Source organism: Moraxella sp. Pampa (genome assembly GCF_035181385.1).
Lineage (GTDB): Bacteria > Pseudomonadota > Gammaproteobacteria > Pseudomonadales > Moraxellaceae > Moraxella.
This window is the reverse complement of sequence record NZ_JAXCJK010000001.1, coordinates 416859-429692: the sequence shown is the minus strand read 5'-3', so window position 1 is coordinate 429692 and position 12834 is coordinate 416859. Positions and strand designations below refer to the sequence as shown.

The 12834-nt window shown below is 41.9% G+C and carries 13 protein-coding genes; 9 read left to right on the top strand and 4 right to left on the bottom strand.

Translation table 11 applies throughout. The features are described from left to right. Positions 1-68: 68 nt before the first annotated feature. From R0123_RS02040 to R0123_RS02030, 3 genes are all read right to left on the bottom strand, one after another. Positions 69-932, bottom strand: coding sequence for a hypothetical protein (locus tag R0123_RS02040; RefSeq protein WP_323842911.1), 864 nt, complete (start codon positions 930-932; stop codon positions 69-71). A gap of 398 nt (positions 933-1330) precedes the next feature. Further along, positions 1331-2485, bottom strand: coding sequence for a tRNA 2-thiouridine(34) synthase MnmA (mnmA, locus tag R0123_RS02035; protein WP_323842910.1), 1155 nt, complete (start codon positions 2483-2485; stop codon positions 1331-1333). 58 nt (positions 2486-2543) lie between these two features. Then, a complete protein-coding gene (locus R0123_RS02030) occupies positions 2544-3182 on the bottom strand; it encodes a DUF2238 domain-containing protein (protein WP_323842909.1) in 639 nt (212 codons plus the stop codon). An 81-nt stretch (positions 3183-3263) separates the two neighbouring features. Here R0123_RS02030 and ispF point away from each other — a divergent pair, with 81 nt between their 5' ends. The 6 genes from ispF (at position 3264) to R0123_RS02000 (ending at position 8455) form a co-directional block, all read left to right on the top strand. Then, positions 3264-3749: a 2-C-methyl-D-erythritol 2,4-cyclodiphosphate synthase gene (gene ispF, locus R0123_RS02025; protein WP_323842907.1), complete on the top strand. Its 486-nt coding sequence runs from the start codon at positions 3264-3266 to the stop codon at positions 3747-3749. Positions 3750-3788: 39 nt separating this feature from the next. Then, a complete protein-coding gene (locus R0123_RS02020; protein ID WP_323842906.1) occupies positions 3789-4346 on the top strand; it encodes a cysteine hydrolase family protein in 558 nt (185 codons plus the stop codon). Positions 4347-4413: 67 nt separating this feature from the next. Then, the gene (grxD, locus tag R0123_RS02015) at positions 4414-4743 is read left to right on the top strand and encodes a Grx4 family monothiol glutaredoxin (RefSeq protein WP_323842129.1); all 330 of its coding nucleotides are present in this window, start codon (positions 4414-4416) and stop codon (positions 4741-4743) included. Positions 4744-4889: 146 nt separating this feature from the next. Then, complete coding sequence (locus tag R0123_RS02010) at positions 4890-5234, top strand: hypothetical protein (protein ID WP_323842905.1); 345 nt, start codon at positions 4890-4892, stop codon at positions 5232-5234. Between the two features lie 251 nt (positions 5235-5485). Beyond that, a complete protein-coding gene (mnmG, locus tag R0123_RS02005; protein ID WP_323842904.1) occupies positions 5486-7369 on the top strand; it encodes a tRNA uridine-5-carboxymethylaminomethyl(34) synthesis enzyme MnmG in 1884 nt (627 codons plus the stop codon). 132 nt (positions 7370-7501) lie between these two features. Then, entirely contained in the window at positions 7502-8455 is a 954-nt protein-coding gene (locus R0123_RS02000) for an AEC family transporter (RefSeq protein WP_323842903.1), read from the top strand. Between the two features lie 48 nt (positions 8456-8503). Here the strand turns inward: R0123_RS02000 and R0123_RS01995 are convergent, their stop codons facing one another. Then, entirely contained in the window at positions 8504-9649 is a 1146-nt protein-coding gene (locus tag R0123_RS01995) for a cupin domain-containing protein (RefSeq protein WP_323842902.1), read from the bottom strand. A 265-nt stretch (positions 9650-9914) separates the two neighbouring features. Between R0123_RS01995 and prmB the strand changes: the two genes are divergently transcribed. From prmB to ybaK, 3 genes are all read left to right on the top strand, one after another. After that, positions 9915-11000 carry a 50S ribosomal protein L3 N(5)-glutamine methyltransferase gene (gene prmB / locus R0123_RS01990; protein WP_323843229.1) on the top strand — a complete coding sequence of 362 codons (1086 nt, stop codon included), beginning with the start codon at positions 9915-9917 and terminating at the stop codon, positions 10998-11000. A 184-nt stretch (positions 11001-11184) separates the two neighbouring features. Next, positions 11185-12273 carry a chorismate synthase gene (gene aroC, locus R0123_RS01985; RefSeq protein WP_323842124.1) on the top strand — a complete coding sequence of 363 codons (1089 nt, stop codon included), beginning with the start codon at positions 11185-11187 and terminating at the stop codon, positions 12271-12273. 87 nt (positions 12274-12360) lie between these two features. Further along, positions 12361-12828, top strand: coding sequence for a Cys-tRNA(Pro) deacylase (ybaK, locus tag R0123_RS01980; protein ID WP_323843228.1), 468 nt, complete (start codon positions 12361-12363; stop codon positions 12826-12828). The last annotated feature ends 6 nt before the right edge of the window (positions 12829-12834 follow it).

Below are 12834 nucleotides of genomic sequence, written 5' to 3'. Positions count from 1 at the left end.
GCAGTGCTGGCGATGAGCTTTTTTTGAAAAAACCGCCTGGGTTTTGTCAAAAATAAGCCGATTTTTATCTATGAATTAACAATTGGATTTATTGATAAAACTTTATTGGTAAAATATGGCTGTAAATTTTTTGGCACAAAATTATAATCAGCGTTCAATAGTGCTGTGCTTTCGCCACTGTCTTTGTCGTCATAGCCATCAAAATTTAGCCTATAATAAAAATAGTTTTGGTTGGTATTTATCGCACAATCCATATCCACACCCTGACTTAATGCGTGTTCAATATCCGTATCTTTGGCACAAAGCAAAAACTCCACCAAGGCAAATTGATTGCATCGTTCAAAAAATTTATAAAAACGGCTTAGGTCATCTATTTTTAGGCTAATGATATTGGGCGATGGAATAAAAAACAACCAATATGTCCATTTGTGCTTTTTGATGTTTAATACTGTGTAGCCAAATTCACGAGCGGTTTTTGCCAAAGTGTATTTGTTAATATGGCAAGAAAATTGCACAAATACGCTGTGATTAAAAATATCAATATTTTGTGTGTCTTGGATAATAGCAAAAGCCTGTGAATACAAAATTTCTTTTGGCGACTTGTGTTTTGATAATGGGTATTTTGACAATTTATCATCGCTATTATTCTTACAATGGCTGTCGTCAAAAGATAAAAAGTTTAGCCTTGACAAATACTCACGGTTTTCGCCTTTTTCTAGGGCATTAATCAGTTGGTCTAAATGCAATAATTGCTGTGTTTTATAGTATTCATCTTTTTGGCGAATGTCTTCATCGTCCACCAAATGGTGTAGGTTATAATAAACAATGTCAATCTCACTGGGTGCATTCTCCCAAATAGCAAGCAACCTTCGACCATTTATTTTGTGGTTTTTGTAATCTTTTAGGGCTTGGATATATACTTGATAGGGCATTGATTACCACCGTATAATAAAGTGAATGAGATTTAATACAACCTTTTAATTAAATAGCAATCTAAATAACAATGCTAGATAACATAACAATGATAAAAAACAACGCTTAATTATATTAGACTTCCTGCAATACTAGGTTTTCCGTTCGCCCTGAGCTAAGTCGAAGGGTAGCGGAAAACCGTTATGGTTCGACAAGCTCACCACGAACGGTTTTCCTTAACTTTGGGGTTTTGCAGGAAGTCTATTTTCAAATCACAATTTTTAAATCAAAACTTTTCAACAGCAATAAACGCCAAATAGGATTGCTTCCAATAGGATTACTGGGGCATTGGCTTATGTGTTTTTTATTTAAACGACATTAGCCAATACCAAAAGTAGTTTTAGCGGTGATTATCAAATCATAGGGACGGCGCATCACACCAATCAATCACCCCACCGCCCAAACACATCTGACCGTCATACAACACCACCGATTGCCCCAAAGTTACCGCCCGCTGTGGTTCGTCACACACCACTCGCACTTTGTCATTTTCAAGATACACGGTGCAGGCTTGGTCGGCTTGGCGGTAGCGGGTTTTGGCGGTGAGTTTGTCGCCATTTTGGGGCGGATTTACCACCCAATCCAATTTATAAGCGGTCAATTCTTTGGATAATAAATAAGGGTGGTTATGCCCTTGACCGACAATTAAGCGGTTGTTTTTTAAGTCTTTTTGTAATACAAACCACGGTTCGTCAGCTCGGTTTTTGACCCCACCAATGCCAATGCCACCCCGTTGTCCGATGGTATAGTACATCAAGCCAGAATGCGTGCCGATTTTGTGTCCGTCATCGGTATAAATATCGCCCATTTGGGCAGGCAAATAAGTTTGCAAAAAGTCTTTGAATTTGCGTTCGCCAATAAAACAAATGCCTGTGGAATCTTTTTTGTGGGCGGTGGCTAAATCGTATTGTGTGGCAATTTGTCGCACTTGGCTTTTTTGTAAATGACCAATGGGAAATAAAGTTTTTGCCAATTTATCACCGCCCACCGCATATAAAAAATAGCTTTGGTCTTTATTGTCGTCTAGCCCTTTTAATAAAGGGGCTTTTGCTAGATTTTGCGAATGATGATTGACAATATCGCCACGGCGTACATAATGCCCTGTGGCAATAAAATCCGCCCCCAAATGGTGCGTGGCATACTCCAAAAAGGCTTTAAATTTAATCTCTTTATTGCACAAAATATCAGGGTTTGGCGTGCGACCTGCTTTGTATTCTGCCAAAAAATGCTCAAACACATTGTCCCAATATTCCACACTAAAATTGGCGGTATGCAAATAAATGCCCAATTTGTCCGCCACCGCTTGGGCGTCCGCCAAGTCTGTCATCGCCGTGCAATACTCGGTGCCGTCATCTTCTTCCCAATTTTTCATAAACAGACCCTCCACCTGATAGCCTGCTTGTTTTAATAATAGGGCGGATACCGAGCTGTCCACACCGCCTGACATACCGACAATGACACGGGTGTTGCTTGGATTTTTGGAGAAAGGGGGTGAAGGGAAGGTTGTCATCATAATATATCCACAAATTTGCTGTATAATAAGGTTTAAAAGTCAAATTTCAAGTTTGTGCTTAAGGTGTATATTGGGTAGGTTTACATTGACAAGCTTTGTAATTGGGATAAACAAAACTTGATAGCACTGCCCCAATGAGTGCCAACGCCATATCTTTATGGGCATCCCACATATCGCCTTGTTGTCCATTGTATTGTTCTGCTTGCTTGGGCGATAAGCCAATCGCCAAAAACCATTCAAAAAGTTCATAAAGCATACTGGTTGCCATATTGACCGTCAGCACAATAAACACAAGCTGTTTTTGGCTATTGGTTTTGAACCAATGTTTGATTAAATCATATATCAAAGGATACAAACATACACCATAAGCAAAATGTACCAGTCTGTCATAATGATTTCTTTTAAAATTAAAAGTTTCGCTAATGGAAATATTAAAAAGGTATTTTGACCAATCATCATATGGCACATAAGAATACAAGTACTTTGCCCCTAAAATATGCAACAGCAAAAAAGCAGTCATTGCATAAAGACTTTTGGTGCTGATTTTGTGCTTGATAAATAAATACGCCATCGGTAGCATTAAAAAAACCGTGCCAATTTGATGCAATAAATAGCTGTGCCAATCCAAAGGGTCAATACTTGCTAACACAATGCAAAAAATAATAACAATCAGGCTGTTTTTTAAAGGATTGTGCATTGTGTGTATAATTGGTATAAGCTTAATCAAAGCCATTATACCATTTTGATTACGAATGTGCTACAATCATTATTTTGAGAGATGATTATGCTAAAAATCGGTCAAGGACTTGATGTCCACGCCTTTACACAAGGCGATTTTGTCACGCTTGGCGGTGTGGTGATACCGCATACGCACGGCATTTTGGCACATTCTGACGGCGATGTGTTGCTCCACGCCTTGATGGACGCACTGCTTGGGGCGTTGGCACTCGGCGACATTGGTCAGCATTTTAGTGATAGCGACCCTGCCTACAAAGGGGCGGACAGCAAACGGTTATTGAGCCAAGTCTATCAAATGGTGCAAGACAAAGGCTATCGGCTTATCAATGCCGATATGACTGTGATTTGTGAATTGCCCAAAATCGCCCCCCACAATACCAAAATGCGTGAATGTATCGCCAATATTTTAAAAGTGGATACCGACTGTATTAGCATCAAAGCCACCACCAATGAAAAAATGGGCTATTTGGGGCGAGGCGAGGGGATATTTGCCAGTTGTGTGGTGTTATTGCAAAAAATGGATTAAATGGTATTACATTTATTTAATTTGCTTTTGGAAAATACAATGATTAATCAAAACACCGCTCTTTTATTGATAGATTTGCAAATTGGCTTTGATAATCACAGCCATTGGGGTGGCAATAGAAACAATCCACATTGCGAAACGGTTTGTCATCGGCTTTTACAAAAATGGCGTGCAAAAAATATGCCCATTTTTCATATTCAGCACAATTCCACCGACCCCAACTCGCCACTTCGCCCCAATCAAATCGGCAATGAGTTTAAACCCTTAACCGCCCCTATAAATAATGAAATCATCATTGGCAAAACGGTCAATTCGGCATTTATCGGCACAAATTTATACGATGAATTGACCAGCCGTGCCATTGATAGTCTTGTGATTGTCGGGCTTACCACCAACCACTGCGTGTCTACCACCACCAGAATGGCGGGCAATTTGGGCTTTGATGCCTATGTGGTGGCGGACGGCACGGCGACTTTTGACCGTGTGGGTGCGGACGGCACACGCTATGATAGTGAGCTTGTGCATCAAATTAGCCTTGCCAATTTGCACGGTGAATTTGCCACGGTGGTAAATAGCGATGAATTTTTGCGTGGATAATTTGCAAAAACCGCTTGCAAAAATCACAAAAACCCCCATAAACACACAAATTTTTTTGGAGAAAGTTATGAGCGACACCGACATCAAAGCCTTGATTGAAAGCCAAATCAAAGACAATAGCGTCCTTTTGTATATGAAAGGCACGCCCCAGTTCCCCCAGTGCGGATTTTCGTCTCGTGCGGTGGAGATTTTAAGCCAAATTGGGCGACCTTTTGCCTTTGTTAATATCCTTGAAAATCCTGACATTCGTGCCACGCTACCACAAATCGCCAACTGGCCAACCTTTCCCCAACTATGGGTGGGTGGCGAGCTGATTGGCGGTAGTGATATTATGCTTGAAATGTATCAATCAGGCGAATTAAAACCCTTGATTGAAGAACATAGCCCAGAGATTTAAAACGGTTTTTTTAAAATCTGTCTTAGATTTGACTATTAAAAACAGTAAGCATAAAAGCGATAAGCAAAAACGGCTAGGTATTAAATTTTATTTGATACAGCCGTTTTATGTTTGTAATGCGTGGATAAAATCTAAATAATAAATCTATGAATAATGAACAATTAACCAAAATAAAACAGCACTCTGACAGCATTGTCAAATTGTGCGAAAATCCTAATACCGCCTTGCAAGCCATTCATCAAATTGTGACTGTGGGTGGGGCAGGGGAATTGGCGTGGCGTATGGTCAATCATCGTACGCTGGCGGATAAGGACATCATCGCAGGTCTGTATTTATTAAAATTTTTAAAAAAATTGGATAACTTGCCTTTTGAGGGTTTGCCATTGATTGAAATGATTTTAAAATTTGGCGATGACAAGGACAAACAAGCCATGTATAAAAATTTGCCCCAAAGTACCATAGACAATTTAAAGGCGTTGGGGTTGATTTAAATGCCATAATAAGCACCTAAATAATAGGCTTTTGATAATAAATGACTTTAAACTATTGTTATCAAGCGTATTATTTTTTTATCAGGTGTACTGTAAATGTTTTATATTTTAAACGCAGTTTGATGTTATTGATTTTAAACCTATCCGTCAAAAACCGTCCAAATGGCGGTTTTGATTTTTTTATTCACCAAAAACTGTTATAATAAGCGGTTAAATTGAAGCTAAGTTAAATTAAAAAAATAGGGCAAACAATGAACTACCCAAAACACTACGGCGTTATCGTCATCGGTGGCGGACACGCAGGCACGGAGGCGGCATTGGCATCGGCACGAATGGGCGTTGCCACGCTGTTATTGACCCACAACATTGAGACGCTGGGGGCGATGAGCTGTAACCCTGCCATTGGTGGGATTGGCAAATCGCATTTGGTGCGTGAAGTGGACGCATTGGGCGGGGCGATGGCACTGGCGACCGACCACGCAGGCATTCAATTTCGGGTATTAAACAGCCGAAAAGGGGCGGCGGTGCGAGCCACACGAGCGCAAGCCGACCGCTTATTATACAAAGCCTATATCCGCCAAGCCCTTGAAAATCAAGACAATTTGGATATTTTTGCCCAGTCTGCTGACGACATCGTCGTAGAAAATGGGCGTGCGGTGGCGGTGGTTACCCAGTCTGGCATTCGCTTTAATTGCACGGCGGTGGTGCTGACTTCTGGCACTTTTTTGGGTGGGGTGATTCACATTGGGCTTGATAATTATCAAGGGGGGCGTGCAGGCGACCCGCCCAGCATTCGCTTGGCCCACCGTTTGCGGGAGCTTAATTTGCCTGTGGGACGACTCAAAACAGGCACACCGCCACGCCTTGATGCACGCACGGTGGATTTTGGCAAAATGACTGTGCAAGCAGGCGATACGCCCTTGCCTGTGATGAGCTATATGGGCGATGCGTCTATGCACCCACGCCAAATCAACTGCTACATTACCCACACCAACGCACGCACCCACGACATTATCCGAGCAAGCCTTGACCGCTCGCCGATGTATTCTGGGGTGATTGAGGGCGTAGGCCCTAGATACTGCCCAAGCATTGAGGATAAAATTCATCGTTTTGCCGACAAAGACAGCCATCAGATTTTTATTGAGCCTGAGGGTCTGACCACGCACGAGCTGTATCCCAATGGCATTTCCACCAGTTTGCCCTTTGATGTACAGCTGGATTTGGTGCATTCTATGAAAGGGCTTGAAAACGCCCACATTATCCGTGCAGGCTATGCCATTGAGTACGATTATTTTGACCCCCAAGCCTTAAAGCCCACGCTTGAAACCAAAGCCATTGACCATCTGTATTTTGCAGGGCAAATCAACGGCACCACAGGCTATGAAGAGGCGGCGGCACAGGGGCTACTGGCAGGGGCGAACGCCGCACTGTTGGTGCAAAATAAAGAGGCGTGGACGCCCAAACGCCACGAGGCGTATTTGGGGGTGCTGGTGGACGATTTGATTACCCACGGCACCAAAGAGCCGTATCGGATGTTTACCAGTCGTGCCGAGCATCGCCTGCTTTTGCGTGAAGACAATGCCGACCAGCGTTTGACTGCCATTGGACGAGAGCTTGGCTTGGTAGATGATGTGCGTTGGGCGAAGTTTAATCAAAAACAAGAGGCGATTGAGACAGAAACCGCACGACTCAAAGCACTTTGGGCAACGCCTACCAACGAGCTTGGCAAAGCCTTTATGGCAAATAATCCTGATGAGCTACTAAGTAAAGAAAATAATCTGCTGGATTTATTAAAACGCCCCAATATCACTTTTTTTGACATTGCCAAAATTAGCGATTCTGCGGTAAGTGAAGAAGTGGGCGAACAAATTGAAATTGGCGTTAAATATGCAGGCTACATTGACCGCCAAAACGATGAAATTGAGCAAATGAAACGCCTTGAAAATACCGCCTTGCCTGTTGATTTTGATTATACAGCGGTGTCTGGACTGTCCAATGAAATTGTACAAAAACTCTCCCACATTCGCCCTGCGACACTTGGGCAGGCAGGCAGGATAAGTGGGGTTACCCCTGCGGCGATAAGTTTGCTGGCGATGACGGTTAAGAAGATGAAAAAGCAGTCATTAGATTTGTAAAAAATATAACTGATACAACTTTTTAATTATTTAATGGCTTGATAGTTAAAATATAGGTTGATAAGGTTTAAAATTATCAAAAATAGCCTAAGAAAAAAGTAAACACTTGTTAAATATAAAAACGAGTCCAAAATGCTATCTGCCATTATTTTTGCCTTTAATATTACCGCCCCCAATTTAATCTTGATGGCAAGTGGTTTTTTATTAAAACAAAAGGGCGTGATTGATGCAGGTTTTGTGGCGACAGCATCTGATATTGTTTTTAAAGTTGCCTTGCCGTGTTTGTTGTTTTTGAGTGTATTAAACAGCGATATTCATTTTTATGCCCAGCTTGATTTATTGCTTGCGGGGGTTTGTACAACTTTTTTGCTGTATTTTTTGGCAGAGATTTATGCCAAATTTTTTGTGCAGGATATTTGTGATAAAGGCGTATTCGTGCAAGGGGTGTTTCGCTCCAATATGGCGATTATCAGTCTTGCGACCGTAACCAATGCCTATGGCGAGGCGGGTCTATCGGTGGGGGCGGTGTATATGGGGCTGATTACCATTTTGTATAATATTTTGGCGGTGATTACCCTAAGTCGCACCGATACAGGGCAGGGCTTTTGGCAAAAGTCTTTGAATATGCTACCCAAAATCATCAAAAATCCTTTGATTATTGCCTTGGTATCAGCTTTTTTATATAAGGCGGTTAATTTGCCAATGCCAGCTGATTTTGTGCTTAAAACAGGCAGACTGTTTGCCAATATCGCCTTGCCCTTGGCGCTGATTTGTGCAGGGGCGAGTATTAACGCCAAATCAATGTTTGCCTTGACTGGCGTGTCTATGCAGGCGAGTATTGGGCGAATTGTGGTTGCACCGATTGTGGCGGTTATAATGGGTGTGGGGTTTGGCTTGTCTGCGGTGCAGTTTGGCGTGCTATTTATGATGGTGGCAAGCCCTGCGGCAGCGGCAAGCTATGTAATGGTAAAAGCAATGGGTAGTAATGCGATTTTGGCTGCCAATATTTTGGCATTTACTACCGTTTTTAGCATGATTGGTATGGCAGTCGGTATGGCGATTTTGCGGATTTTGGGGTGGGTGTAAAAAAATGAGCTTTATGTAGCTCATTTTTTTTGTTTTATCTTGGTGTGCTTAAAGCAAAATCAGCCAATTGTCATTTAGCCAATTGGTCACACTTGTCAGTAGATTACCATTCAAATCATCAAAGACGATTGCTTCATGATTGGTCAGTCTGTTGATGAGTGACAATTCATGATCATTTAAGCAGACATTCTCTCCGTTGATGTACCATTCATTATCTTGTAACACAAAACGGCAAGCAGGGTTTATGATGAGATATTCGCCATTTTGTAGGCGTTGAGCAAGTTCATCTGGTGTTGATTCGTCATCAAAGGCAATGAGGTCGTATTGGCGTTTGCTGACAAGTTCGCTAAGAGCTTGGGTTAAGATGGCTGTGCCTTTGTCTGAATTTAATACATTGATGAGTTCGCTTTTGATTGCATCAATACTATTGGCTGATAGCTCATAAGGATTGTTTTGTAGGGCTTGTGGCAACACAAGAGGTGAAAATAGGGAGTGTTCGCCTGTGGCCACATCTGCCACTTCGTCTAGGATTTGTACCATATTGGGGCGACGAAAACCAAATGAAAAAGTCAGGCAGTCATCAATTGCTACCCCATGATGAGATAGGCGTGGCGGTACATACAATACATCGCCAGCCTCCAATACCTCATCAAAAATAATCTCGCCCATGTCATCTAGCAGACGAATGGGTTGGTCTTTGACAAATGGCGTGTCAGGTGTACACATTTTGCCAAGTATCCAGCGGCGTTTGCCATAGCCTTGTGCTAAAAAGACATCGTATTCATCATAATGCTCGCCTACTGAACCGCCAGCTTGGGCGACTGAGACCATGATATCATCTTGTTGCCACTTGGGGATAAAATCAAAAGCTTGCCACAGTTCGCCCAGCTCAGGCGACCACTGTTCTAAATTTTGTACCAGCACCGTCCACAGGCGTGGTGTTTTTTGTAAATCGCTTTGGGTCAAAGGTGAGTTTTTGAGTGTCCATTGTTGTGGATTATCGTCTTTTTGGGTGATTAAGCGAGCACAAACGCCATCTTCAATTGCCAAATCTAGCACATCTGTTGGTTCAAACATACCTACCAAGGCAGGTAGGCCATTTTTGATCAGTAGTGGTTTTTTTTGCCAATATTCAGCCAAAAAAACTTCTGGGGTGATGTTGGTGGGTAAGCAAAAGGGCAATTTGTCGCTCATGATTTTTCTCTTTGACTTTGATGAATGTGTGAAACTGTGAAATGATAAAGATATATTGGATAAATATTTGGCTTATTGTAACAATTTTTTATCAAAAAAAACTATTTTTTCAACAAAATTTCATGTTAAGAGATAAAAACACCCCAAACTACATAAAATAAGTTTAAAAAAAATACAATTTTATTTATAATGAGAACTTTATTTTAATTTTTATTGTATAGAGCCAATCATGTCTGATGCACCCAATCTTAATTATGATGTTAATATGAACTTAAATGATGATCAAATTTTTAACGAGCAAGATTTTGTTGATTTTGGCGCGTGCGATGATGGGAGATTGAGTCCCGCCCAAATTAATGAGCTGTATGCACAGCTTGATGAAGCTAAGGCAAATTTGCGTACGATTCGTGATTTTATCCGTTTTTGTGTGAGTAAATTGCGTGAATATGATGTGGTGGTGGCACAAGGCACGACTGATGAGTTTGCTGAAAGTTCTGCAATTGTTCTACATACGCTAAATTTGGATTGGTCGGCCGATCCTGAAATTTTAGATTGTCGTTTGACTGATACAGAAAAGATGGCTGTGCTTGATTTGCTTGGCAATCGCATTGTACAGCGTAAGCCGTTAAGTTATCTGATTAATTTGGCTTATTTTTGCCACCTGCCTTTTTATGTGGATGAGCGTGTACTTATTCCCCGTTCGCCAATTGCTGAGCTGATTAACAAGCGGTTTTTCCCATATTTTGATGTTGATGATGCCAATAAAGCAAGTTTTTTTGAGCATGGGCTTGAAGGCAGGGAGCTTGCCCAGCCTGAGCGAGTGCTGGATCTTTGTACTGGTTCTGGTTGTATTGCTATTGCATTGGCTAAAGCTTTGCCTGATGCCAATGTAGATGCAACCGATATTTCAAAAGATGCCTTGGAAGTGGCTTGGACAAATGTGGAATACCATGAGCTTGAACATCAAGTCAATTTGCTAGAAAGTGATTTATTTGAAAGATTGCCTATGGAAAATCAGTATGAACTGATTGTTACCAACCCACCTTATGTAGACAGCGAAGATATGGCAGATTTGCCACCAGAGTTTTTGCATGAGCCCGAGCTTGCACTTGCTGCTGGACAAGATGGGTTGATGTTGGTGCATAAAATTTTGTACCATGCACCTGATTATTTGACTCGTGATGGCCTGCTTGTGTGTGAAGTGGGTAATAGTGAATGGCATTTAAGACAGGCTTATCCAAGCATTCAATTTAATTGGCTGAAATTTGAAAAGGGTGGTCATGGTATTTTTGCCATCACAAGAGAAGAGCTGGTGGAATACAGAGAGCTGTTTGAGCAGTATGCAAGATAACCCTCATTGAAAAATATATTGCAAAATACGATATGTTTACTTGCTTTATTGAGGTAGATTTGCGTTTGTGGGTTGGTTTTTATCAAACGCAAAGTCAAGAACGATTGAAAATAATAATTGAAGAAAGGCGACTGACCATCTTTTCTTCTGGTTCTTCTGGCTTTTGTTAAATAAGGAATAAAAAATGTCAGGCAATACTATTGGCAAGTTATTTAGTGTAACCACTTGTGGTGAGTCGCACGGTGTGGGTTTGATGGCAATTGTGGACGGCATTCCACCTAATTTGCCACTCACAGAAGAGGATTTGCAAATTGAGCTTGACCGCAGAAAACCTGGTACTTCCAAATTTGCCACTCAGCGAAAAGAAGATGATCAAGTAGAAATCATTTCAGGTGTTTTTGAAGGGCGGACGACAGGCACGCCAATTGGGTTGCTCATTCGCAATACAGACCAAAAGTCCAAAGATTATGGTAATATCGCCAAGACTTTTCGCCCCAACCATGCCGATTATACCTATACGATGAAATACGGTTTTAGAGATTATCGTGGTGGCGGTCGTTCTTCTGCACGAGAGACGGCCATGCGTGTGGCGGCAGGGGCAATTGCCAAAAAATACTTAAAAGAACGGCTTGGTATTGTCATTAGAGGCTGCGTTACCCAAATTGGCAACGAAAAAGCAAGCAAGCTAGATTGGAATCTTGTAGAGACCAATCCGTTTTTTTGTGGTGATGAGACAGTGGTACCACGCTTTGAAAAATTGGTAACATCATTGCGTGAAAATGGCACAAGCTGTGGGGCAAGGCTGGAAATTTATGCCCAAAATGTTCCTGTGGGCTTGGGTGAGCCTATTTTTGACCGTCTGGATGCAGACATTGCCCATGCGATGATGAGCATTAATGCGGTTAAGGGCGTGGAAATTGGTGATGGCTTTGCTGTTGCTGAGCAATTCGGACACGAAGCCCGAGATGAGCTGACTCCTGATGGTTTTAACGCCAATCATGCAGGCGGAATTTTAGGTGGGATTAGTAGCGGGCAGACGATTAAAGTTGCCATTGCCCTAAAACCAACAGCAAGCATCACCACAGCTGGTAAAACCATTGACATTCAGGGTAACCCAACCGATGTCAGAACCCTTGGGCGACACGATCCGTGTGTGGGTGTGCGAGCTGTGCCAATTGCTGAGAGTATGCTGGCGATTGTCTTACTGGATCATTATCTGCGTCATCGTGGTCAAAATGGCGATGTGGTCATGCCCATTATGCCAATTGAGTAGCTTTTTGCGTGGTTTTTTGACTCATTGGTTGTGGATTTTTATGATGCTATGCAAAAAATGTATGAATTAAAAAAGTGAGTGATGATAATGACTCCTGCGATTACTTTATTAAAAAAGCAAAAAATACCATTTAGTATCCACGAATATGACCATGACCCAAGTTGTAGCAATTTTGGCGATGAAGCGGTAGAAAAATTGGGTCTAACCAACCAAGAAGTGTTTAAAACTTTGCTTGCCACCGATGGTAAAAGCTACTTTGTGGCGGTGTTACCTGTGGCGTATCAGCTTAATTTGGGCAAATTTGCCAAAGCGGTGGGTGCCAAAAAATTAAGAATGGCAGATGTGTCAAGTGCTGAACGCATCACAGGCTATGTGGTGGGCGGTATTAGTCCAATCGGACAGAAGAAAAAACTACCAACCGTGATAGATGGCACAGCCAAAAGTTTGGTTAAAATGTATGTCAGCGGTGCTAGGCGAGGATTAGATGTTGGCATCAACCCAATTGACTTGGCGAATGTTTTGAATGCCGCATTTGATGATATCATTGATGTTTGATTTAAG